Source organism: Microbacterium sp. CCNWLW41 (assembly GCF_037083505.1).
Window position 1 is genome coordinate 1600143 of the sequence record NZ_JBAOJP010000001.1, and the last position, 22220, is coordinate 1622362.

The 22220-nt window shown below is 70.9% G+C and carries 21 protein-coding genes; 11 read left to right on the forward strand and 10 right to left on the reverse strand.

Annotation, left to right across the window (positions count from 1 at the left end; translation table 11 throughout):
* Positions 1–9 precede the first annotated feature (9 nt).
* The 3 genes from V6R91_RS07100 to V6R91_RS07110 all read right to left on the reverse strand — a co-directional run bounded on the left by V6R91_RS07100 (position 10) and on the right by V6R91_RS07110 (position 3403).
* Positions 10–1035, reverse strand: coding sequence for an NADP-dependent oxidoreductase (locus V6R91_RS07100; RefSeq protein ID WP_336394869.1), 1026 nt, complete (start codon positions 1033–1035; stop codon positions 10–12).
* Positions 1036–1184: 149 nt separating this feature from the next.
* Entirely contained in the window at positions 1185–1649 is a 465-nt protein-coding gene (locus V6R91_RS07105; protein ID WP_336394870.1) for a MarR family winged helix-turn-helix transcriptional regulator, read from the reverse strand.
* An 11-nt stretch (positions 1650–1660) separates the two neighbouring features.
* The gene (locus V6R91_RS07110) at positions 1661–3403 is read right to left on the reverse strand and encodes an MDR family MFS transporter (RefSeq protein WP_336394871.1); all 1743 of its coding nucleotides are present in this window, start codon (positions 3401–3403) and stop codon (positions 1661–1663) included.
* Between the two features lie 150 nt (positions 3404–3553).
* On the opposite strand from V6R91_RS07110, the gene V6R91_RS07115 reads away from it, so the two are divergent.
* Positions 3554–4057: a 2'-5' RNA ligase family protein gene (locus V6R91_RS07115; protein ID WP_336394872.1), complete on the forward strand. Its 504-nt coding sequence runs from the start codon at positions 3554–3556 to the stop codon at positions 4055–4057.
* A 6-nt stretch (positions 4058–4063) separates the two neighbouring features.
* Here the strand turns inward: V6R91_RS07115 and V6R91_RS07120 are convergent, their stop codons facing one another.
* Positions 4064–4726 carry a YqaJ viral recombinase family protein gene (locus tag V6R91_RS07120; protein ID WP_336394873.1) on the reverse strand — a complete coding sequence of 221 codons (663 nt, stop codon included), beginning with the start codon at positions 4724–4726 and terminating at the stop codon, positions 4064–4066.
* Positions 4727–5102: 376 nt separating this feature from the next.
* Between V6R91_RS07120 and V6R91_RS07125 the strand changes: the two genes are divergently transcribed.
* From V6R91_RS07125 to rplL, 3 genes are all read left to right on the forward strand, one after another.
* Positions 5103–6086, forward strand: a complete 984-nt coding sequence (locus V6R91_RS07125; RefSeq protein ID WP_336394874.1) for a hypothetical protein — start codon at positions 5103–5105, stop codon at positions 6084–6086.
* Positions 6087–6533: 447 nt separating this feature from the next.
* The gene (rplJ, locus tag V6R91_RS07130; RefSeq protein ID WP_194396148.1) at positions 6534–7049 is read left to right on the forward strand and encodes a 50S ribosomal protein L10; all 516 of its coding nucleotides are present in this window, start codon (positions 6534–6536) and stop codon (positions 7047–7049) included.
* Between the two features lie 42 nt (positions 7050–7091).
* Positions 7092–7481 (forward strand): 50S ribosomal protein L7/L12, encoded by a 390-nt coding sequence (rplL, locus tag V6R91_RS07135; RefSeq protein ID WP_141883983.1) that lies wholly within the window; start codon positions 7092–7094, stop codon positions 7479–7481.
* 65 nt (positions 7482–7546) lie between these two features.
* Here rplL and V6R91_RS07140 read toward each other — a convergent pair whose 3' ends face one another.
* Positions 7547–8596, reverse strand: coding sequence for a LacI family DNA-binding transcriptional regulator (locus V6R91_RS07140; RefSeq protein ID WP_336394875.1), 1050 nt, complete (start codon positions 8594–8596; stop codon positions 7547–7549).
* A gap of 246 nt (positions 8597–8842) precedes the next feature.
* Between V6R91_RS07140 and V6R91_RS07145 the strand changes: the two genes are divergently transcribed.
* The 3 genes from V6R91_RS07145 (at position 8843) to V6R91_RS07155 (ending at position 12592) form a co-directional block, all read left to right on the forward strand.
* A complete protein-coding gene (locus V6R91_RS07145; RefSeq protein WP_336394876.1) occupies positions 8843–10183 on the forward strand; it encodes an ABC transporter substrate-binding protein in 1341 nt (446 codons plus the stop codon).
* Positions 10184–10271: 88 nt separating this feature from the next.
* Positions 10272–11618 (forward strand): carbohydrate ABC transporter permease, encoded by a 1347-nt coding sequence (locus V6R91_RS07150; protein ID WP_336394877.1) that lies wholly within the window; start codon positions 10272–10274, stop codon positions 11616–11618.
* The gene (locus V6R91_RS07155; RefSeq protein WP_336394878.1) at positions 11618–12592 is read left to right on the forward strand and encodes a carbohydrate ABC transporter permease; all 975 of its coding nucleotides are present in this window, start codon (positions 11618–11620) and stop codon (positions 12590–12592) included. Before V6R91_RS07150 ends, V6R91_RS07155 begins: the two co-directional genes overlap by 1 nt.
* 75 nt (positions 12593–12667) lie before the next feature.
* Here V6R91_RS07155 and V6R91_RS07160 read toward each other — a convergent pair whose 3' ends face one another.
* Together V6R91_RS07160 and V6R91_RS07165 are read right to left on the reverse strand one after the other, a co-directional pair.
* A complete protein-coding gene (locus V6R91_RS07160; RefSeq protein WP_336394879.1) occupies positions 12668–13342 on the reverse strand; it encodes a DUF305 domain-containing protein in 675 nt (224 codons plus the stop codon).
* 9 nt (positions 13343–13351) lie between these two features.
* Positions 13352–14062, reverse strand: a complete 711-nt coding sequence (locus V6R91_RS07165) for a DUF3105 domain-containing protein (RefSeq protein ID WP_336394880.1) — start codon at positions 14060–14062, stop codon at positions 13352–13354.
* A gap of 367 nt (positions 14063–14429) precedes the next feature.
* Here V6R91_RS07165 and V6R91_RS07170 point away from each other — a divergent pair, with 367 nt between their 5' ends.
* Positions 14430–15821, forward strand: coding sequence for a multidrug effflux MFS transporter (locus V6R91_RS07170; protein ID WP_336394881.1), 1392 nt, complete (start codon positions 14430–14432; stop codon positions 15819–15821).
* A gap of 10 nt (positions 15822–15831) precedes the next feature.
* Here the strand turns inward: V6R91_RS07170 and V6R91_RS07175 are convergent, their stop codons facing one another.
* Complete coding sequence (locus V6R91_RS07175) at positions 15832–16332, reverse strand: nitroreductase family deazaflavin-dependent oxidoreductase (RefSeq protein WP_336394882.1); 501 nt, start codon at positions 16330–16332, stop codon at positions 15832–15834.
* 107 nt (positions 16333–16439) lie between these two features.
* Between V6R91_RS07175 and V6R91_RS07180 the strand changes: the two genes are divergently transcribed.
* The 3 genes from V6R91_RS07180 to V6R91_RS07190 are packed head-to-tail and all read left to right on the forward strand — an operon-like array spanning position 16440 to position 19763.
* On the forward strand, positions 16440–17114 hold the full coding sequence (locus V6R91_RS07180; RefSeq protein ID WP_336394883.1) for a phosphatase PAP2 family protein: 675 nt from the start codon (positions 16440–16442) through the stop codon (positions 17112–17114).
* A gap of 4 nt (positions 17115–17118) precedes the next feature.
* Positions 17119–19074 carry a helicase HerA-like domain-containing protein gene (locus tag V6R91_RS07185; protein ID WP_336394884.1) on the forward strand — a complete coding sequence of 652 codons (1956 nt, stop codon included), beginning with the start codon at positions 17119–17121 and terminating at the stop codon, positions 19072–19074.
* 44 nt (positions 19075–19118) lie between these two features.
* A complete protein-coding gene (locus V6R91_RS07190; RefSeq protein ID WP_336394885.1) occupies positions 19119–19763 on the forward strand; it encodes a DUF305 domain-containing protein in 645 nt (214 codons plus the stop codon).
* Between the two features lie 46 nt (positions 19764–19809).
* On the opposite strand, the gene V6R91_RS07195 is transcribed toward V6R91_RS07190, so the two are convergent.
* On the reverse strand, positions 19810–20556 hold the full coding sequence (locus tag V6R91_RS07195) for an IclR family transcriptional regulator (protein ID WP_336394886.1): 747 nt from the start codon (positions 20554–20556) through the stop codon (positions 19810–19812).
* Complete coding sequence (locus V6R91_RS07200; RefSeq protein ID WP_336394887.1) at positions 20553–21992, reverse strand: APC family permease; 1440 nt, start codon at positions 21990–21992, stop codon at positions 20553–20555. The genes V6R91_RS07195 and V6R91_RS07200 overlap by 4 nt, the downstream gene beginning before the upstream one ends.
* Positions 21993–22220: the final 228 nt, after the last annotated feature.

Sequence of the window (22220 nt, forward strand, 5' to 3'; positions counted from 1 at the left end):
CACTGCAGGTCAGCCGTCGCTGACGCGGAGCACGACCTTGCCGCGCGTGTGACCGGCCTCGATCGCGCGGTGCGCGCCGGGCGCCTCCTCGAGCTCGAAGACCTGCTCGACGTAGACCTGGACCGCTCCCGAGTCCAGCAGGCGGGCGATCGTCGCCAGCGCTCCGCCGTCGGGGATGACCTTGTACGACGTCGCGCGCACGCCGGCCCCGGCCGCGGCCGCCGCGTACCCCGGCCACGAGCCGGTGGGCACCAGAACATACAGCCCGCCCGTGCGCAGCACCTCGAGGGAGCGGGAGCCGGTGTCGGCGGAGACGTTTCCGACGAGGTCGATCACGACATCCACCTCGGGGACCACCTCCTCGAAGCGCGTGGTCGTGTAGTCGATGACGACCGCTGCGCCGAGCTCGCGCAGCCACGAGGAGTTGCGCGCGGAGGCCGTCACGGTCACGTGCGCGCCGAAGTACGCGGCGAACTGCACCGCGAAGTGACCGACGCCGCCGCTGCCGGCGTGGATCAGCATGCGCTGACCCTCGTGCGCGTGAGCGGTCTCGACCACGAGCCCCCAGGCCGTCAGGGCCGCCAACGGCACGCCCGCCGCCTCGACGTGCGACAGCGTGGCGGGCTTGCGGGCGACCGACAGCGTCGGCGCGACGACGTAGTCCGCGTACGTCCCGCCGGTGCGCGGGAACGCCGCCATGCCGAACACCTCGGTTCCCGGCGGGAACGGGTGGGACTCGTACGGGCTCTTCACCACGATCCCGCTGAAGTCGAACCCGGGGATGGCGGGATACCCGCCGATGGAGGCGGACACCCCCGCGCCCGACCGCGTCTTGGCGTCGATCGGGTTCACGCCCGCGGCCACCACCCGCACGAGCACCTCGCTGAGCACGGGGGAGGGGACGGGGACGGATGCCGCGCGCAGCGCGTCCGGCGTCCCCGGCGCGTCGACGACCATGGCCCGCATCGTCTCGGGCGGGTCGGCCACCTCGGTGAGCGGGACGTCGGGCGATGATCGCAGCGGCCGGATCCTCATCGTGCACTCCTTCCGCGGGCGTGCCGCCGTCGGCACCGGATTCCATCCCCGTGGCACCAGTCAACCCTGCCCACGTCTCGACCGTGTTACGCCGGTGCTAAGCCCAGCCGCAGAGCGCCTGTGGGGCGTCGGCCGTCAGCGGTCAGGCGTCAGCGGTGAGGCGTCTCGCCCGCGGTGAGGGCGTGCAGCAGCCGCGTGAGGTTGCGGATGTCCTCCAGCGGCCACTCCGCGAGCGCGTCGACCAGCGTGTTCTCCTGCGGTGCGCGCGCCTCGGCGAGGCGTTCCAGCCCGAACGCGGTCGGCGACAGCAGGTGGGAGCGCCCGTCGTCCGGATCGGGCGTGCGCTCGATGAGGCCGAGTGCTTCCAGCTCGCGCACCGTGCGGCTGATCTGGCCCTTGTCGGCCATCAGGACTTCGGCGAGGGCCGACAGGGTGATCCGCTCCCGGCGGACGATGGTGGTGAACACCTTGTAGGCACCCGGCAGCATGCCGGGGCTCACCCTGTTGGCGTTCTCGCTGATCACCCGCCGGAAGCGCGTGACCAGGTCGCCGAACTCCGCCTCGAGGGCGCGCACCGCCTCGGTGCGCGCCGCTCGGGTGTCGGGGGAGGTCATCGTGATCGACATTAGCGGCGGACGGATGCCTCGTCCGACGCGTCGCCGGACGGTTCGGGCTGTGCGGCGGCGGCGGCGGAGGCATCCGTGTTCCCCGTCCGCGGAGCGGTCGCCGTCAGCGCCGCCATGCCCGCGGCCGTCGAGACCGTCGCGAGGTCGGCCTCGCTGGCCTGCACGCGCTCGCTCGTCGTCATCCGGGTCAGGGGCACGTTCGGCAGGAAGAGGATCGCGATGAGGCTGATGACGGCCAGCGGCACGGCGATGAGGAACGAGTGCGCGATGGCCTGCGCGTAGATGTCCTCGACGATCACGCGGACGCCCTCGGGCAGCGCAGAGACCTGCGGGATCGTGCCGGACTGGAGCTGCTCCGCGATGGCGGCGCCCTTCTCGCCGAGCGTCATGATGGCTGCGGCGATGTCGTCCGTGCGGTCGGCGAAGAGGTCCGTCGCCGACGCCGCCAGCGCGGCGCCCATCACCGAGACGCCGACGGTGCCGCCGAGGCTGCGGAAGAAGGTGACCCCCGAGCTCGCCACCCCGATCTCGCTCGGCTTCGCGGTGTTCTGCACGATGAGCACGAGGTTCTGCATCGTCATGCCGACGCCCGCGCCGAGCAGGAACATGTAGAGCGAGACGAGCGCGAAGTTCGTGTCGTAGTGGATGGTCGACAGCAGGTACGAGCCGGCGATGAGGAGCACGCCGCCCGCGATGAGGTAGGGCTTCCAGTGGCCGTGCCGGGTCACGAGGCCGCCGATCACGATCGACGCGAGCAGGAGGCCACCGATCATCGGGAGGGTCATGAGCCCCGCCTCCGTCGGGGTCGCCCCGCGCGCGAGCTGCATGTACTGGCTGAGGAAGACCGAGGTGCCGAACATCGCGATGCCGATGGAGATCGACGCCACGACGGCGAGCGTGAAGGTCCGGTCGCGGAAGAGCGTGAGCGGGATGAGGGGCTCCTTCGCCCGCAGCTCGACGATCACGAAGAGCACGGCCGCAAGGAGCGCGCCCCCGACCATGAGGGCCGTCTCGACGCTCCACCACTCGTAGTCGTCTCCGGCGCCGGTGACCCAGATGAGCAGCAGCGACACGGCGGTGGACAGCAGCACGATGCCGACGTAGTCGATGCGCGCCTTCTGCTTCGGGCGGGCGGGAAGGTGCAGCGTGCGCTGCATGATGATGAGCGCCGCGACGGCGAAGGGCAGCGCGATGAAGAAGTTCCAGCGCCAGTTGATGGTGTCGGTGATGAAGCCGCCGAGGAGGGGCCCGCCGACGGTCGCCACGGCCATGACGGCGCCGAACAGGCCCATGTAGCGGCCCCGCTCGCGCGGGCTGATGATGTCGGCCATGATGACCTGGCTCAGCGCGGCGAGGCCGCCGGCGCCGAGGCCCTGCACGGCGCGGAACGCGATGAGCGTGCCGGGGTCCTGCGAGAAGCCCGCGGCCGCGGTGGCCAGCACGAAGAGCACGATCGCGAGCTGGATCAGCAGCTTGCGGTCGAAGAGGTCGGCGAGCTTGCCCCAGATGGGAGTCGAGATCGCCGTCGTCAGGAGGGTCGCCGTGACGACCCAGGTGAAGGCCGCCTGGTCGCCGCCCAGGTCGTGGACGATGACCGGCAGCGAGGTCGACACGACGGTCGATGCGAGCATCGACACGAACATGCCCAGCAGGAGGCCGGTGAGCGCCTGCAGCACCGTGCGGTGCCGGCGCCTGTCGTCGACAGCGGCGACCGATCCGGTCGCGGGGGTGGGTTCAGTCATGGATGGTCTTTCCGAGGCGATGGACGGGAGGATCGGCGGCGGCGCCGGAAGCTGGTTGACCGAAGTCAACAGTTGATGTGGATCAACTATAGATTGATCGTTGAGGTGTGTCAACCATCCGGGAGGCGCGGATCGGCGGAAGATGGAGAGGTGTTCAGTGTGGAGCTGGTCCCCGACGACGCCGTGGACCGCGCTGTGAGGGAGGACTGGACGCACCTGATCGACGCCGGGCTGCCGAGTTCGGGGCGCAACCCCGCGCCGAGCAACCGCCCCCACGTCACCCTCGCCGTGCGGGAGCACATCGACCCGCGCGAGCTGGAGGGGATCGCCGACCTCCTGCCGCTGCCGCTCGAGCTCGGCGGCGTGCTGCTCTTCGGCCGCAGCCCGCGGCTGGTCCTCACCCGGCAGGTCGTGCCCGTCGCAGCGCTGCTCGCGTTCCACGCGGAGGTGGCGTGGCGGATCGGCCCGCCCGAGCCGCACTACGCCAACACGGCGCCCGACCGCTGGTCGCCGCACATGACGCTCGCCCGCGGACTCGATCCCGAACGCCTGGCGCTCGCGCTGCGCGCGGTGCAGCTCGGGCATGCTCGAGGGCACGCGGTGGGACTGCGGGTGTGGGATGCCTCGGCCAAGCAGGTCACGACCCTGCGCTGAGCGGACTCAGTCGGCGAGGGCGAGGGCGCGGAACGGCTCGCGGGGCGGAGCCGGGGGCTGCGGCATCCGATCATCCGTGCGTCGCGCGCGCGTCGTGCGCAGATAGAGCTCGTCGATGAGCGCGGTGGCGAGGCGCACCAGCTTCGCGATCTCGGCCTCGTCGCGGTCGACCCACGCGCAGCGCGGCTCGTCGCCGACCGGCACGAAGCCGTCATGCTGCTCCCACGCGACGAGCGTGCGCTCGGCCCCGAGCACGTGCTGCTGCCACCACACCTGGCGGAGGTAGGAGCGGGGGATGCTGCGCCACGCCTTGTTGGTCGTCTTGATCTCGGCCAGCATGACGCGGCCCGCGCCGTCGACCGCGATGCCGTCGGGTGTGGCCAGATGGCGCTTCTCGACGACGGCGTGGAAGAGCGCCGACGACGGCTGGATGCCGTGCGTAGCGGCGACCCACCCCGCGATCTCGGGCTCGCGCGCGCGGCCGTGCGCGGTGTAGGCGTTGCCGGAGAACCCTGAGCCCATCAGCTTCGCGTCGGCTGCGCGCGAGATCGCCCTGTCGGAGGTCAGCGCCGCGACATCGGTCGCGGTGATGCCGCGCGACCGCGCACGGACCCACGCGACCCGGTCGCGGGAATCCGCGACGATGCGGGCGGCGAGCTCGGGTGTCACGGATCAACCGTACGCCGCCGCCGCGACATCCGCCGCCCGCGACACCCGCCCCCCCGGCGTAGCCCCTCATCCCTCCCTCCCTCCCTCCCTCCCTCCCTCCCTCCCTCCCTCCCTCCCTCCCTCCCTCCCTCCCTCTTTGTGCCGACATCGCGGTTTCTCGCCGAACCGACACGTTCTCGGCGCCGAGGACGTGGTCACTCGCCGACGACGTGCGAACTCGGCCACGTGTGCCGGCGACGCGGCAGCCCAGGGGTGCTGATCCCGAGCCCGGGAGCCTCTCCTCCCCAGCATCGGACGAGCCGGCGTTCCGCTCATCGGATCCACAGAAGGGAGCAGGCGACGACTTCTCGCGACCGGCGTCTGGGACGTTGCTCGGATGCCCCGTCACATCGGTTTCGACGACGCACGACGCGCCGTGCTCACCCGCGAGCTGCTCGACCGCAATCGCTGGGGTGATCGAGACGTCAGGAGGGCGCTGGCGAACGGAACGCTCATCCGGCTGCACCGCAACTGCTATGTCCTCGAGACCGACTGGGCGGACCTCTGGCCCGAATCGCGGCATCGGGTCGAGGTGGCCGCAGCGTTCGGTGAGATGCGTGGCGGCGGTGGCGTCGCATGCCGCGAGTCGAGTGCGGTGCTGTGGGAGCTCCCGCTTCACCGCCACGTCCCTCGCGCCGTCCACGTGACCCTTCCGGGCGGCAAGCACGTCTCCAGCCGAACCGGTCTCCGGCGTCACCTGGAGGCCATGCCGGCGGACGATGTGACAGAGCGGCACGGCATCCGCACGACAACGCTCGACAGGACGGTGTTCGACCTCGTCCGCTCTGTCGGGTTGGAGACCGCCGTCGCCGCAGCCGACGCCGCGCTGCGCCAGGTCGCGTTCCGCGACCGTACGTATGACGAGGACGCGGCAGAGGATTGGCGGGAGCGTATGCGCGCGCGAGTGGCGCGAGCGAGAGGCAAGCGCGGTGTGAGGCAGGCCGCGACGGTGGTCGAGGTGGCGGATGGACGCGCCGAGTCGCCCGCCGAGAGCGTTGCACGAGTTCTGCTGCACGGGCTCGGCTTCGAGCGGGTCCGTCTGCAGGTGCCGGTGGCCGGGCCGGAGGGTCAGGACTATCGCGTGGATGCCGAGATCGAGGAGGCGAGGACCTTTCTCGAGGTGGACGGCATGGGGAAGTACGAGGATGAAGCGTTGAGGTCGGGGCGCACGCTCCAGCAGGTGCTCCTCGACGAGAAGCGTCGCGAGGACTGGATCCGCGGCACGACCCAGCAGCGTTTCGTCCGCGTAGAGGACAAGCACCTGCGCACCGCCCAGTCGCTCGCGGAGCGCCTCACGGCATTCGGCATCCGCCTGCCGTAGCCGTCGCCGTGCCGGAACATCGTTCCGAGTAACCGCGATCTCGGCGAGCAACCATGTTCTGGGCGCCGACAACGTGGTCTCTCGCCGAGATACCGCGATGTCGGCGGAGGGTTGGGGAGTGATGGGGGGAGGAAGGCCACCGGGCAGGAGGGGGACCGGGGGACCGGGCGGCCGGGGGAGGGGCGTCGATTTGGCGGAGGGGGCGGCATCGCGTACCCTTGGGGAAGCCGAAGACCGCCGGTCATCGACGTGCGTGTAAGCGTACGAGATCGAAGCACTGCGAATGCAGGGGCCCGCGCAGGTGTCACGAACGATTCTCCTGGATCCAGGATTCTGCTCCGTGCGCTTGCGCCGGAGCTTTTTTCATTCCCGTGACGAGACCAGATGACGGATGCCTCCGGCCGGCGCCCGCCACCGCGGAGCGTCTCGTACACACAAGGAGTGGCCATGGCGCAGAAGGAAGCATCGGTCGCCGAGCTCACGAAGCACTTCGAGGACTCGACCGCCGTTCTGCTGACCGAGTACCGCGGTCTGACGGTTGCGCAGCTCAAGGAGCTGCGCAACAGCATCCGTCAGGACGCGGAGTACGCCGTGGTGAAGAACACGCTGACCAAGATCGCCGCGAACAACGCGGGGATCACGTCGCTGGACGACGACCTCAAGGGTCCGTCGGCCGTGGCGTTCGTGCACGGTGACCCGGTCGCCGTCGCGAAGGGTCTGCGCGCCTTCGCCAAGGCACACCCTCTTCTCGTGATCAAGGGCGGTTTCTTCGACGGAAACCCCCTGAGCGCGGACGAGGTCAACAAGCTCGCCGACCTCGAGAGCCGTGAAGTCCTGCTGGCGAAGCTCGCCGGCGCGATGAAGGCCTCGATGACGAAGGCGGCCTACGTCTTCAACGCACTGCCGTCGAAGGCCGTTCGCACGGTCGACGCACTGCGCGAGAAGCAGGAGTCCGCGGCCTGAACGGGCCTCGGCTAAGCAAAACCACAATCAAGGAGAATCATCATGGCAAAGCTCAGCACTGAGGAGCTGCTCGACGCGTTCAAGGAGCTCACGCTCATCGAGCTCAGCGAGTTCGTCAAGGCGTTCGAGGAGACCTTCGACGTCACCGCCGCCGCCCCCGTGGCCGTGGCCGCTGCCGGCGCTCCCGCCGGTGGTGCCCCCGCCGAGGAGGCCGAGGAGAAGGACTCGTTCGACGTCATCCTCGAGGCCGCCGGCGACAAGAAGATCCAGGTCATCAAGGTCGTCCGCGAGCTGACCTCGCTCGGCCTCGGTGAGGCGAAGGCCGTCGTCGACGGTGCTCCCAAGGCCGTCCTCGAGGGCGCCAACAAGGAGACCGCCGAGAAGGCTCAGGCCGCCCTCCAGGAGGCCGGCGCGACGGTTACCCTCAAGTAATCTCGCTTCTGCGAATTCGAAGGCCCCGGATGCTACGCATCCGGGGCCTTCGTCATGTCCGCCGATCAGGAGCCGCCCCACGGCCCCACGCCGATGACCGCCGACGCCTCGTCGTCGACGGGGGCCGTGGAGTTGCGGACCACGAGCGGTGACGACTCGTAGAGCCGGTGCGTCGGCGCGCCGGGGTCGTCGAGCTGCCACATGAGCAGCTGCACCGCGGCGCGGCCCTGCTGGTGGGGCCGCTGCTGCAGCGTCGTGAGCGAGAACATCTCGGCGTAGGCGTGGTCGTCGATGCCGACGACGCTGAGGCGCTCCGGCACGCGGATGCCGAGCCGGCGGGCGGCGATGATGGCGCCGACGGCCACCTCGTCGCACACCCCGACGATGGCGGTCGGCCGCGTGCGACGGTCGCCCAGCAGCTCGACCGCGGCGCCGTACCCGCCCGGCAGGGTGACCTCGGACGGCACATGGCGCATCCGGGCCTCCAGGCCCGCGTCGCACATCGCCGCCCGGTAGCCGTGGAGGCGACGGCCGTCCCCGAAGCTCGTGCGGCGGCCGTCCGGGTCGCCGCCGAGGAACGCGATCTCGCGGTGCCCGAGGCCGACGAGGTGATCGGTGGCGATGCGCGCCGCTGCCTGATCGTCGATCGTCACCGCGTTTGTGCCGATGTCGTAGCCGCCGACGGCGACGACCGGCTTGCCGAAGGCCACCAGGCGCTCGAGCTCGTGCGCGCTCGGCTCGATGCCCACCGCGATCAGTCCGTCGAACCTCTTGCGCGCCAGGAAGTGCTCGAACATCTCGCGCCTGGCGGCCGACTCCGGCGGCGCGCCGTACAGCGCGAGGTCGTAGCGCCGCTCCAGGAGGGCGTCCTGGATGCCCTCGAGCACCTGCGCGAAGAACCACCGGTCGAGTGAGGGCATGACCACGCCCACGGTCTGCGTGCGTCCGGTGACGAGGCTGACCGCGCTGGTGGTCGGCACGTAGCCCAGCGCAGCGGCGGCGTCCTGGACGCGCGCCCGCGTGGCCGCCGAGACGTAGCCCGAGCCGGTGAGCGCGCGCGAGGCCGTCGACTTCGACACGCCTGCCACCCGAGCCACGTCGGCGATGCCCGCCATCGGGGTCCTCCTCGTGCGTCCGGGGACATCACCGTCACCCGGAAATCTGGAACCGGTTCCAGGCCTCATTGTGCCGTGCAGGTGCGGACGGCACCACCCCCGATACGCAGGTTTACCGAGTTGTGACCGGGGGAGATTGTGCGCCCCGGCGGCATCCCCTAGCGTGATCATGGAATCGGTTCCCGATCTCTCACGTGCGGAGCCCGAGAGGCGCGGCTCCGCGAACTCAAGGAGGAGGCAGACACCATGACTGCACTGCGATCCCGCCGCGGACGCGGCTACATCGCACTGGGAGTGGCGACCATCGCGGCGCTGACGCTCGCCGGCTGCGCCGAAGGCGGTGACGAGGCCGGTGACGACGGCTCGGTCGAGGGGGAGACCGTCGAGATCGCAGGCGGCATCACCGGCTCGGAGGCGGAGAACCTCCAGAAGTCGTTCGACCAGTTCACCGAGGACACCGGCATCATCGTCGAGTACACCGGCGACAAGGGCTTCGAGGGCAACATCGTCACGAAGGTCGCGGGCGGATCCGCTCCCGACATCGCGATCGTGCCGCAGCCCGGTCTGCTCCGTTCGCTCATCGAGACCGGCGAGGTCCAGGAGGCCACCGAGGAGGTGTCGGCGAACGTCGACGAGTACTGGTCGGAGGACTGGAAGGAGTACGGCTCGCTGGACGGCACCTTCTACGCCGCTCCGATGCTGGCGAACCTGAAGGGCTACGTGTACTACTCGCCCGCCAGCTTCGAAGAGTGGGGCGTCGAGGTCCCGAAGACCTGGGACGAACTGCTCGAGCTGACGCAGACGATCCGCGACGCCACCGGAGAGCCCCCGTGGTGCGCCGGCTTCTCGTCCGAGGCGGCGTCGGGCTGGCCGGGCACCGACTGGGTCGAGGACCTCGTCCTGCGCGGAGCGGGCCCGGACGTGTACGACAGCTGGGCCGCGGGCGACACGCCCTTCACCGACCCCGACATCGAGGCCGCGTTCGACGCCGTGGGCGAGATCCTGCTGAACCCGGAGTACGTCAACGCCGGCTTCGGTGATGTCAAGAGCATCAACTCGACGGCGTTCGGCGACCCGATCGCGGCGGCCGTGGCCAACGGCACGTGCGCGCTCACGCACCAGGGTTCGTTCCTCACGGCGAACTTCCTCACCGCCCAGACGGCGGAGGGCGAGACGCCGACCATTGCCCCTGACGGCGACATCTACGCGTTCATCCTCCCCGGCATCGAGGAGGGCGAGCTGGCGGTCGAGGGCGGCGGCGAGTTCGTGACGGCGTTCTCGGACGACGCCGCGACGCAGGCGGTGCTCGAGTACATGTCGACCCCGGAGTTCGCCGACGCGCGCGTCGAGCTCGGCGGCGCCATCTCGGCCAACACGGGCGCCGACCCGTCGCTGGCGTCGAGCGAGTTCCTGACCGAGGCGATGGAGATCGTGCAGGACCCGAACACGGTGTTCCGCTTCGACGCCTCCGACCTGATGCCGGCGACTGTCGGCTCGGGCTCCTTCTGGCGCGGCATGGTCGACTGGATCGACGGCAAGCCGACGCCGCAGGTCCTGGAAGACATCCAGGCAGGCTACGAGAACTGACGCACCGCACGTCGGTGCCGGGATCCGCGCACGCGGTCCCGGCACCGGCGTGACGTCATCCGTCGGCGTCGACGGGGGAAGGCAGAACATGTCTCAGACCACAACATCGGCGGCGGATCAGGGGCAGACGATGCCCCCGCCTGCCGAGCGCGGCGGAAGGAAGCCGCCGTCGCAGAAGACGACCCGGCTCGTCGTCACGATCGGGCTCATCCTGATCGCGGCGCTGGTGGTCTTCCTGCTCCTCAGCCCTCCGAATCAGGACGCCAGGCCCGTCTCGCTGGGCATCTCGTTCAACTCGTTCTTCCAGTGGATCGGCAACCTGGGGCCGATCGCCCAGATCCCCGTCATCGTGCTGATCTTCGGCGTGGTGGTCGCGATCCTGCTCGTGCTGATCGAGTACGCCCCGCGTGCGGGGCGCGGCTACTTCTGGCTGCGGCTCATCTCGTGCTTCGCGATCCCGTTCCTGGCGTTCATGATGCTGCGCCCGTACGAGGGCGCCGTCCTGTACGTGGTCCCCATCGCCCTCATCTCCGGCGGACTGCTGTTCTACGCCGACCACCGCGCGCGCGAAGGGTCCGGCTACCTTTACCAGCTGGTGCTCTTCATGGCGCCGGCCGCCATCCTGCTCCTGGTCGGCCTGGTGTATCCCACCATCTCGACGGTCATCCAGTCGTTCTACGACAAGAGCGGCGAGAACTTCGTCGGGATGGAGAACTACGTCTGGGCCTTCACGAATCCGCAGGGATTCTGGTCGATCATCAACACGCTCATCTGGGCGATCTTCGCCCCGGTGTTCTCGCTCATCGTCGGGCTCGCGTACGCGGCCTTCATGGAGCGCGCGCGCGGTGACCGTCTGCTGAAGATCCTCGTCTTCATGCCGTTCGCGTTCGCCGGGGTGAGCATGAGCATCATCTGGCGGTTCGTGTACGACTACCGCCAGGGCGAGCAGGTCGGCCTCCTCAACGCCATCGTCGTCGCCTTCGGCGGCGAGCCGGTGCGGTGGCTCGACATCTGGCCGCTGGTCAACACGTTCTGCCTGCTCTTCGTGTTCGTCTGGGCGCAGACGGGCTTCGCCATGGTGGTGCTGTCCGCCGCGATCAAGGCGGTCCCCGCCGAGCAGCTCGAGGCGGCCCAGCTGGACGGGACGTCGGCGTGGCAGCGCTTCATCAACGTCACGGTCCCCGGGATCCGCGGTGCGATCATCGTCGTGCTGACCACGATCACGATCGCCGCACTGAAGCTGTACGACATCGTCGCGGTGATGACCGGTGGCCGGTCGAACTCGACGGTCCTCGGCTTCGAGATGGTCAACCAGCAGCAGCGCTTCCAGAGCTACGGGCACTCGGCGGCGCTGGCGGTGCTCATCTTCCTCTTCGTCACGCCCCTGCTCGTCTACAACGTGATCCAGCTTCGCAAGCAGAGGGAGGTCCGCTGATGACCGCCGTCGAATCCGAGACGACGAGCTTCGACCGAGCGGCCGCGCGTAAGGTCGCACGCGAGACCCGTCGCAACGAGTCGCAGGCGCAGAAGCGCCTCACGTCGCCGCTGGCGACCGTGATCGCGGTGGCGATCGCCTTCCTGTGGACGATCCCGACCCTCGGCCTGCTCATCACGTCGTTCCGCCCCGGTGCGGACTCGGCAACGTCGGGCTGGTGGACGGTCTTCACGAACCCGGACTTCACGCTCGGCAACTACGAGGCCGCGCTGACGTCGGGGGGAACCGCGCTGACCCTGGGGGAGTCCTTCCTCAACTCCCTCGCGATCACCATCCCCGTCACGGTGTTCTCGCTCGCGATCGCCTCGCTGGCGGCCTACGCCTTCGCGTGGATGGACTTCAAGGGCCGCGGGTTCCTGTTCGTCGCGGTGTTCGCGCTGCAGATCGTGCCGATCCAGATGGCCCTGGTGCCGCTGCTGACGCTGTTCTCGCGGGGACTGGAGATCGGCGACGTGATGATCTTCCCCGGCCTGGAGATGCGCGAGGTGGATCACAGCTTCGCGACGGTGTGGATCGCCCACACCATCTTCGCGATGCCGCTGGCCATCTTCCTGCTGCACAACTTCATCTCCGAGATCCCCTCGGATGTGATCGAGGCGGCTCGGGTGGACGGCGCAGGACACGGGCAGATCTTCTTCCGGATCATCCTCCCGCTGTCAACGCCCGCGCTGGCGTCCTTCGCCATCTTCGAGTTCATCTGGGTGTGGAACGACCTGCTCGTCGCGACGATCTTCGCGCCGACCTCATCGCTGCCGATGACGCAGACGCTGAACTCCCTCTCGGGCTCGTGGGGCGATCAGTGGTTCCTGCTGTCGGCGGGCGCCTTCCTGGTGCTGATCGTGCCGCTCATCGTGTTCCTGGCCATGCAGCGCTTCTTCGTGCGAGGCCTGATGGCGGGTGCCACGAAGGGCTGACACGGCAGATCGACGGATGCCGCGGCCAGGCGCTGAGCGCCGGTCCGCGGCATCCGTCGTCCGAGGGTCGGTGTGTCAGGCGCTGCAGCCGAGGCGCCGCTGGATGGATTGCATCGCGTCGATCTCGGCCGTCTGGCCCGACTGGATCGTCCCGGCGACCTGCAGCGCGCGAGGGTCGCTCCCGAGCTCGAGGAGCGCCTCTGCCATCGGGATCGCGCCCTCGTGGTGCCGGATCATCAGCTCGAGGAAGAGGCAGTCCGCCTCCTGGCCGGTGGCGGTCCGGAGCGCGGTCAGCTCTTCGGCCGAAGCCATCCCCATGGCCGCCCGCGCCTCGTCCTCGGACATCGCCTCGCCCGTGCTCGAACCGTGGTCGTGGTCGACGGAGGATTCCGCCATCCACTGCATCATCGGGTCGCCGGTCTGGGGGAGCCCCCACTGCACGAGCCAGTCGTACATCTCGCCGCGCTGGCCGGCCTGGCCGGTGGCGATGTCGTACGACAGCACGCGCAGCTCGTCGTCCTCGGTCTTGCGGTAGATCTCCATCGCCATCTCGATCGCCTGGGCGTGGTGCACCTGCATGTCGCGCGAGAAACCGGCCTCGGGTGAGCTCGTCCCCGGGGCGGCGACGCTCTGCGCCGCGCCGAACGTCGAGAACCGGCCGACCGCGAAACCGAGCGCGGTGATCAGGACGAGCCCGACGACGATGACCACCCAGCGCCGGGGGGATCCGGTCGAGGCGTCGTCCGACACGACGGAACCCTACTGCTTGCCGGGGGCGTCGAACGCGCCGGTGCAGGCCGCGTTCGGCTCGGGGGCGTTGGTGCTGCGCCAGTACGCGCGGACGAACTCCTCGATGCGCTCGTCGTCGGCGGCGTCGACCTTGAGCTGGGCGTTCCACGCGCTGACGGCGATCGGGGTGTCCATGCCCTCGTAGGGCGAGAGCACCGTGTAGGTGGAGGGCAGCTGCGCCTCGAGCGCCGCGATGTCGTCGTCCGAGACCTGGGCGGGGTCGTAGGTGACCCACACCGCGCCGTGCTCCAGCGAGTGGACGGCGTTCTCGTTCGGCACCGGCTCGGTGTAGACGCCGCAGTTCAGCCAGATCGCGTTGTGGTCGCCGCCGGCCGGAGGGGTCTGCTCGTAGTCGACGGTCGTGTCGACGTGGTTGGCGGTGTTCTCGAACGTTTCGAGACCCTCGATGCCGCTGCCGTCGCTGTCGCCGCGGTCGTAGGTCGGAGGGGCAGCGGGGGCGAACACGATCGACGCGACGATCGCGGCCACCACCAGCAGCGCGGCCGCCGAGCCGACGATCCACCAGACGAGCCGGCTGCGGCGCCGCTTGGCGAGCTGCCGCTGGTACTCCGCGAGCTTCTCCTGGCGCTTCTGCTCGCGCTGCTGCTTGACCGTGAGGTCGATCTGGGCCTGCGTTGCCGGGTTGCCGCTCTTGCGCTTGTCGGCCTGGGACGGGGTCATGCTCGTGATCTCTGCCAATCGATGAACAGCGGTCGGGGCGCCCGGCCCACGCCGCTCGGCGGGAGGCTGACGGGTTGCCCTCATCCTATGCGAGCGAATGAGCCCTGCCCTGAGAAGGGCCCGACAGCCGGGACCTGTCCCGGCGCCCTCCGGGAGGGCGCTTGCGAGCGGGGCGGGACCATCCGGTAACATGGTGCTCGAATCGATTCGACCTTGACGGTCTCCCGCACGAGCAGCGACGCCGATCGGCAGCGTCGGACGACTCGCGCCCGCTCCCTCCGCACCCGCACGCCCTCCCGGCGCACGGCCCGTGCGATCGCTCTCCCCGCCTCGCTCCTGACGGCCTTGCCACGAAACGAAGTCCCTGTTGCTCGATACCGCATCCATCCCCGTCCAGCGGCGCGAAGACCGCGTCCCCGCCGAGCCCCGGCCCGAAGACCAGGGCCGCGCCGCCCTTCCCCCGAAGCCCCACGCGACGTCGACGGGCGCCATCCGCACCCTCGGCAGCAATCCGGCGACCGCGCCCATCGTGCTGCACCCAGGCGACTCGATCCCGCACCGCCGCCGGGTGCTCTACATCGTCCTGCTCGGCGCGCTGACGGCGCTGGGTCCGTTCACGATCGACCTGTACCTGCCGGCGTTCCCGGTGCTCGAGGCGGACTTCGACACCACCGCGGCAGCCATCCAGCTGACCCTCACCGGCACCATGATCGGCTTCGCTCTGGGTCAGCTCATCGTCGGCCCGCTCAGCGACAAGGTGGGCCGTCGCGTGCCGCTCCTCGCGGTCACCGCCCTCCATGTGCTGGCCAGCACCGCCGCCGCCTTCGCGCCCACGCTCGAGCTGCTGTCCGTGGCACGCGTGCTGCAGGGAGCGGGGGCGGCCGCCGGCGGCGTGGTCGCGGCAGCGATCGTGCGCGACCTTTTCGGCGGCCGGCGTCTGGTCGTCATGCTCTCCCGGCTGGCGCTCGTCTCGGGTGTCGCGCCGGTGCTCGCGCCGCTGGTCGGTTCCGCGCTCCTGGCCGTCATGCCCTGGCGCGGCATCTTCGTCGTGCTGGCCGTCTACGGGGCCGTGATGCTGGTCTCGGCGATGATCTTCCTCCCCGAGACGCTTCCGCCGGCGCGCCGGCACGAGAGGGGCGCGACGACCGTGTGGCAGCGGTATCGCAGCGTCTTCAGCGACCGCGTGTTCATCGGCGTGCTCATCATCGGCGGAATGACCTTCTCCGGCCTCTTCTCGTACCTGTCGAGCTCATCGTTCCTGTTCCAGCAGGAGTACGGCTTCAACGCCCAGCAGTACGGCCTGCTCTTCGCCGCCAACTCGCTCGGCGTCGTGGTCGGCGTCCAGACGGCGTCGCGCCTGGCCGCGCGCTTCGGCCCGCAGTGGGTCATGGCGTGGTCGACCGCCGTGCTCGCGGTCTCGGCATCCGCCATCATCGTCACCGACCAGCTCGGCCTCGGCATCTGGGGCACGATCATCCCGCTGTTCGTGTTCATGACCGGCTGCGGATTCACCTTCCCCTGCGTGCAGGTGCTGGCGCTCGACCGGCACGGCAAGGCGGCGGGCACGGCCCAGTCGATCATCGGCGCCACGAACTTCGGCGTGGCCGGGATCATCTCGCCGCTCGTGGGGTGGCTCGCGGCGGATGCCGGCATCACCGCGACCACCATGGCGTCCGTCATGGTCGGATGCTCCGTCGTGGGTGTGCTCGCGCTGTGGCTGATCGTGCGCCCGCGCACGGTGGAGCGGCTCGCGCCCTGAGCCGACCGGTTCAGGGCGCGGGCGGTCGCACCGGCTGCAGGACGAACAGCCGCACCGTGCGCCCGGACTCGCGCTCGTAGTCGCGGTAGCCCGGCCACTGGCGCTGGATGAGGGACCAGGCGGCCTCGCGTTCGCCGGCGGGGATGAGTGCGGCGCGGACCGCCATGCGCCGTCCGCGCACGGTGATCGCGGCGTCAGGGTGCGCGAGCAGGTTCCCGGTCCACGCAGGATGCCGCGCCCCCGCGAAGTTGGTTCCGGCCACGATCGCCCGCCCGCGCCCGTCGGGGGTGTACATGAGGGGCACGTCCCGCGGCTCACCCGACATGGCGCCGACCGTGTGGAGCACGAGCGAGGGGACGAGCAGCGCGCTCAGCTGCACGCGGCCGTGCGTCGCGCGGGCGATCGCCCGTTCGATCGGCGGGAGCAGCGTCGGGCCGATGATGCGCCTGAACAGGCGCGTGCGGGTGAGCGGCGCGACGACCGCCCGCACGACGTCGACGACGCGGGTCATGCCACCTCCGTCCCCGCCGCGGCGCGGATCGAGTCCGAACCATAGCATCCGCGTGGCGATCACGGCGAGAGGGTGACCGCGGTCGTGCCGCGCGGCAGAATGGGGCGATGACGACATCGGCGGAGCGGCGGGTCGCGGTACCGGTGGTCGCCTTCCTGATCGTGGGCGGAGGCCTCGCGCTGCTCGCGTGCCTGCTCGGATGGTGGGTCTTCAGCAGGGGCGACGAGCCGTTCGCGATCGACCTCGGGTGGAACGCCTTGGTGGCCGCCATGTTCAACCCGGTGTTCAGCGCCTTCTCGTACTTCATGGACTGGGTCGGCGGCGGGTGGGTCGCCGTCCTCGCGGTGCCCATCGGCGGCGCCCTCGTGCTCGTCCTGCTGCGGCGGCCGTGGGCGGCCGTGTACTTCCTCGCGGCGGAGGCGGTGTCGGCCGGCGGCGTCCAGGTGCTCAAGCACCTGTTCGGACGCGTCCGTCCCGAGGACATCGTCGTGGTCGCCGACTACGGCTCGTACCCGTCCGGGCATGTCGCCAACGCCGCAACGATCGCCGTCGCCGCCTACGTCATCTTCCCGCGGGTGTGGGTGGCGATCGTCGGCGGGGTGTGGATCATCCTGATGGCGTTCAGCCGCACGTATCTGCACGCGCACTGGCTGAGTGACACCGTCGGCGGAGCCCTGATCGGCGCGGGCGCCGCCCTCCTCGTGGCGGCCGCGTTCGCGGTCCCGATGGCGAGGGAGCGGGAGAAACTCGATGTCCGGGCGAAACGCGCGTCGATAGGCTGAGCGGATGACCGCCGCCGACGCGCCAGACCCGCCTGCGACCGCACCCTCGACCGACCCGGCCGTCGCCGCCGCGGAGGCCGACTTGGCCCGCCTGCGGGCGGAAGCGGAGGCGGCCGAGGCGCAGCTCAAGGCCGCGCAGGCCAAGGCCGCGCTCGCCGCCGCCGAAGCGGCCGCCGCGAAGGCCCGCGTCGCGGGGGAGCCCGCCGCGCCGTCGGCCCCGACGGCCGACGCGACACCCGCGCCGTCCGCAGCCCCGGCGCCCCCGCTCCCGGAGCCGCAGACCCCGGCGCCCGCCCCCGGTACGGACCTGCCGCGCACGACCGCCGGCCCGCTCGACGCGGACGAGGTCCGCGACATCGCCGACGGCTACGGATTCGAGGGCGCCACGCTCGACCTCGGCGCGCTGGTCAACGGCGAGCCGGTGCCGGAGGCCCAGGTCCGCATCCCGCTGGGGATGATGAACCGGCACGGCCTGATCGCCGGCGCCACCGGAACCGGCAAGACGCGCACCCTGCAGGGGCTCGCCGAGCAGCTCGCCGCCAAGGGGGTCCCCGTCTTCGCCGCGGACATCAAGGGCGACCTGTCGGGGGTGGCGACGCCCGGTGAGCCGAGCGAGAAGCTGCTGGCGCGCACCCGGGGGATCGCGCAGGACTGGACGCCCGAGGCATCCGTCACCGAGTACTTCGCCCTGGGCGGCATCGGCAAGGGCGTGCCCGTGCGGGCGACGGTGTCCGGCTTCGGGCCGCTGCTGCTCAGCAAGGTGCTGGGGCTCAACGCCACGCAGGAGTCGAGCCTGGGCCTGGTGTTCCACTACGCCGACGCGAACGGCCTCGCGCTGGTCGACCTGGCCGACCTCCGGGCCGTGCTCACGCACCTCACGAGCGACGAGGGCAAGGCCGAGCTCAAGGAGCTGGGTGGATTGTCGGCGGCGACGGCCGGTGTGATCCTGCGCGAGCTGATCACGTTCGCGGATGCCGGAGCCGACGTCTTCTTCGGCGAACCCGAGTTCGAGGTGGCCGACTTCATCCGCACGGCGCCCGACGGGCGGGGCGTCATCAGCCTGCTCGAGGTGCCGGGCGTGATCGACAAGCCCGAGCTGTTCTCGACCTTCCTGATGTACCTGCTGGCCGAGCTGTTCGAGATCCTGCCCGAGGTGGGGGATCCCGACAAGCCCGAGCTGGTCTTCTTCTTCGACGAGGCGCACCTGCTCTTCACGGACGCCTCGAAGGACTTCCTCGCGGCGATCGTGCAGACCGTGCGCCTCATCCGCTCGAAGGGCGTCGGCGTCTTCTTCGTGACGCAGACGCCCAAGGATGTGCCGTCCGACGTGCTCGCCCAGCTCGGCTCGCGCGTGCAGCACGCCCTGCGCGCCTTCACGCCCGACGACGCGAAAGCCCTGCGGGCGACCGTCGGGACGTACCCCACGTCGGGTTACGACCTCGAGCGCGTGCTGCAGGAGCTCGGCACCGGCGAGGCGATCGTCACGGTGATGAGCGAGAAGGGAGCACCCACACCGGTCGCCTGGACGCGTCTGCGCGCACCGCAGGGACTCATGTCGCCGACCCCCGACCCCGCGATCGATGCGGCGGTGAAGGCGTCGCCGCTCCTGGCGAAGTACGGCACGGCGATCGACCGCGAGTCCGCGCGCGAGATCCTCACCGCCAAGATGCGGGCCGCCGACGAAGCCGCCGCCGCGGAGGAGGCTGCCCTCGCGAAGGCCAAGGCGGAGGCCGAGTACGCGAAGCAGAAGGCGGCGATCGACAAGCAGCAGGCGGCGGCCGAGAAGAAGGCGCGGCAGGAGTATGAGCGCCTGCTCAAGAAGACCGCCGGCACCACGCGCACCACGCGCACGTCGCGCTCGTCGTCGAAGTCCCCGCTGGAGCAGATCCTCGACTCCAAGTCCACGCAGACGATACTGGGTGGGGTGATCCGCGGGATCTTCGGCACCGGCAGGCGCTGAGGCATCCGACCCGAACCGGATCCTCGCCGTTCCGGAGGTCTCGGGTGCGCCGCAGAGCAGTCGTCGTCGTCGCGCTGACGCTCGCCCTGGCGACGGCGGCCGCGGGCGTCGCACTCGCCGTGGCGGCAGGGGCGCCTTCGGCGGGGAAGACGGATGCCGCGCCCTCGCCCAGCCGGACACCGTCGGCCGGCGCGCACGAGGTCACCCCCGACGACTATTGCTACGTCGAGGCGATGATCTACTACCGCGTCGAGGAGTCCGGGCTGGCCGAGACGCTGCTGCGCAAGGACGGGATCGACGCCGGTGCCCTGGGGTTCGCCGGTGGCATCGCGGCGCGCGACGCCGACGAGCTCGACCGGCTTCGCGAGTGGTACCTCTCGTGGGCGGACGCGCGCCCGGTCGAGCCGCCGAAGGACGGCCCCTGCGGTGGTCACGGCGCCGACCACGCGAAGATGCCCGGCATGCCGACGTGGAGCACGGTGCAGGGATTCGTCGACGCGCAGCACCCCGACGCCGAACGCCGGTTCGCCGAGATCCTGCGCGATCAGAACGCCGGCATGGTGGCACTCATCGGGCTCATCCTCGACGGCGACCCGCACCCGGCCGTCGCGGAGTCGGCCGAGGCGGTGCTGAGGCAGGCGCGCGCCGACCAGGAGACGCTGCGCGGGATCCTCGACGCGGCGCCGTGAGCGCGGGCGGCGGGGCGCGGCATCCGTTGTCCTCTCCCGCCGCGGGTCACCAGCCGCTGAGGGAGCCCAGCGGAGCGAGGGCGCGCGCCGCGTCGCGCAATGCTCCGACGTGGCGCGCCGCGACGGAGAGCCGCCCGATCGCCGTCGACAGGGTCACGGCGCCGACAGGGCGGGCGGCGTGGTCGTGGATGGGCACCGCGAGGCACCCGCGGTCGGGTGCGAGGAGCGCGCCCTGCTCGGTGTACCCGCGCACGGCGTAGGCCTCACGGATCGCTCGGACGTCCTCGGCCGGTGCGCCGCTGCCCCAGCTCGGGGCCTGCGGCATGCGGCGGTCGGGGTGGGCGACGAGCCACAGGTGCCCGATCGCCGAGCGCAGCGGATCGCCGAGCAGGGCATCGCGGTCGGAGAGGGGGCGTGTGCCGTCCTCGTCGAGCACCACCAGGCCGGTCCGGTGGAAGGCGAACAGGTGCACCGCCTCGCCGGTCTCGGCGCGCAGCCGGTCCACCACGTCCGCGTGGTCGGGTCGGGAGCGGGCTCCGACGACAGCCGCGAGCTCGAGCACGCGGGTGCCGAGGACGAAGCCGGAGAAGTCGGCACGGCGCACCAGGTACTCGTCGCGCACCAGCGCGTTGACGACGCGGTACACGGTGGCCCGCGGCGCGCCGACCGCGCGGGCGATCTCGGCGGCCGAGGCGCCGTGATGGTCGCGCGCGACCTGCTCGAGGATCTCGAGCGCGAGTCCCAGGCCCCTCTCCGGCAACGGCATGTCGCGCGGGAGACCCGCCCCGCTCACCTCCGCGCCGACCCGTCGATCGTGTCTGCGTCGACCGGCCAGTCGTGCACGCCGATGCGGGCCGCCACCGCGGGGTTTCGCAGCAGGCGCACGGTGCCGGCGCCCACGACGGCGGCGAGGATGCCCGCCGCCCACAGGAGGCCCGCGGGGTTCTCGCGCATCGTCACGCCGACGTAGAACGCGAGCACGCACAGCAGACCTGCGAGCGGCACCGTGCTCACGACCACCGCCCGGGCGGTGAGCTCGCCGATGCGCCCGAGGAAGACGGGCGCGGCCGCGCACACCAGCGCGTACGCCAGCACGAAACCGAGGATCGATGCCGGCGAGGTGACGACGCGCATGTCCTGACGGCTGCCGCCCGCGGCGAGCACCGCCACCGGGACGGCGGTGACCGTCGCCGCGAGGATCAGCCCGCCGATCGCGGGCACCCCGCGCCGGGACACGTGCCCGAGCGCGGCGGGGAGCAGCCCCTCGCGGCTCATGGCGAACGCGAGGCGGGTCGCGGCGGTGGTCATCGCGAGCGCGCAGGCGAGGAACGAGACCGCGACGATGACATCGATGAGGTGCGCGAACCCGGTCACGGCGGCGAGGGATGCCGCACCCGGCTGCTCGGCGACGATGGACAGCTGGGCAGCCGTGCCGACGAGCATGACCAGGCCGGTCGCACCGACGCTCCACATCACCGCGCGCGGGACGGCGGCGAACGGACGCCGCGTCTCGGGACCCAGCGCGGCGCCGCTCTCGAATCCGACGAAGCCGATGAGCGAGAAGGCGACGCCGGTGATGATCGCCTCCATCGAGAAGTCGGCCGCGCGCGGGACCAGCAGGCCGACGTCCCAGCGGCTCACGCCCAGCGCCACCACCGAGAGGCCCAGCACCGTCAGCACCGCGACGGATTCCAGCACGAGGAGGACGCGCGTGGACATGCGCAGGCTGCGCGCGACGACGAGGGCGATGACCGCGCCGAATCCGATGATGAGCGCGATCACCAGCAGCGGCGAGGCGGGACCGCCGCTGAGGAGATCGGCGAGTCGCTGCGAACCCGAAGCGAGCGTGTTCATCGCGACCGCCAGATAGCCGATGCCGAGGGCCGCCCCGGTCACGAGGCCGATATGGGGTCCGAGACCGCGCGCGGCGAAGGTGTAGAGCGCGCCGGTGCTCGCGATGCGCCGGGCGAAGATGCCGATGACGAGGCCGACGCCGACGACCAGGGTGATGGTGAGGGCGATGTCGAAGAACCCGAACGACCCGCTCCGCGCGAAGAGGGCGCCCGGGTGCACGAGCAGGACGCCGGCGGGTGCGGTCGCGGCGACCGACTGCGCGACGACGTCGACCGTGTGCGCGTGCCGCCGGCGCAGCCCCGCGAACGGCGAACTGCCGCCCAGATCCCGCCGCGGCCGAGCCTGCTCGATCGCGTCCGCGAGTGCACTGCTCACGCGTCCTCCTCCGCACCGGCCCGCCGCGACGCGGCTGCGCGCGAGGCTACCGCCCGTGCGTTGCCGGAAAGCGCGGAGTGTGTTTCGGCGCTGTGACACGGCCTGAGACATCCGCGGCGCCCGGCCGCCCCGTCGTCTCAGCATGATTTCGATCGGCGTTCGCCGCTCCATACCGTCGGGAAACGGCGCCGGCGAAGAATCGGCCCGACGCGGGTGCAGCCGCGTCTT

Bases quoted from the DNA above. Each gene is read 5' to 3' on its own strand.
- V6R91_RS07185 (WP_336394884.1), top strand. From the start codon at position 17,119: ATGACCGCCGCCGACGCGCCAGACCCGCCTGCGACCGCACCCTCGACC.
- V6R91_RS07150 (WP_336394877.1), top strand. From the start codon at position 10,272: ATGTCTCAGACCACAACATCGGCGGCGGATCAGGGGCAGACGATGCCC.
- V6R91_RS07100 (WP_336394869.1), bottom strand. From the start codon at position 1,035: ATGAGGATCCGGCCGCTGCGATCATCGCCCGACGTCCCGCTCACCGAG.
- V6R91_RS07140 (WP_336394875.1), bottom strand. From the start codon at position 8,596: ATGGCGGGCATCGCCGACGTGGCTCGGGTGGCAGGCGTGTCGAAGTCG.
- V6R91_RS07155 (WP_336394878.1), top strand. From the start codon at position 11,618: ATGACCGCCGTCGAATCCGAGACGACGAGCTTCGACCGAGCGGCCGCG.
- V6R91_RS07125 (WP_336394874.1), top strand. From the start codon at position 5,103: ATGCCCCGTCACATCGGTTTCGACGACGCACGACGCGCCGTGCTCACC.
- rplL (WP_141883983.1), top strand. From the start codon at position 7,092: ATGGCAAAGCTCAGCACTGAGGAGCTGCTCGACGCGTTCAAGGAGCTC.
- V6R91_RS07180 (WP_336394883.1), top strand. From the start codon at position 16,440: ATGACGACATCGGCGGAGCGGCGGGTCGCGGTACCGGTGGTCGCCTTC.
- rplJ (WP_194396148.1), top strand. From the start codon at position 6,534: ATGGCGCAGAAGGAAGCATCGGTCGCCGAGCTCACGAAGCACTTCGAG.
- V6R91_RS07175 (WP_336394882.1), bottom strand. From the start codon at position 16,332: ATGACCCGCGTCGTCGACGTCGTGCGGGCGGTCGTCGCGCCGCTCACC.
- V6R91_RS07145 (WP_336394876.1), top strand. From the start codon at position 8,843: ATGACTGCACTGCGATCCCGCCGCGGACGCGGCTACATCGCACTGGGA.
- V6R91_RS07165 (WP_336394880.1), bottom strand. From the start codon at position 14,062: ATGACCCCGTCCCAGGCCGACAAGCGCAAGAGCGGCAACCCGGCAACG.
- V6R91_RS07105 (WP_336394870.1), bottom strand. From the start codon at position 1,649: ATGACCTCCCCCGACACCCGAGCGGCGCGCACCGAGGCGGTGCGCGCC.
- V6R91_RS07110 (WP_336394871.1), bottom strand. From the start codon at position 3,403: ATGACTGAACCCACCCCCGCGACCGGATCGGTCGCCGCTGTCGACGAC.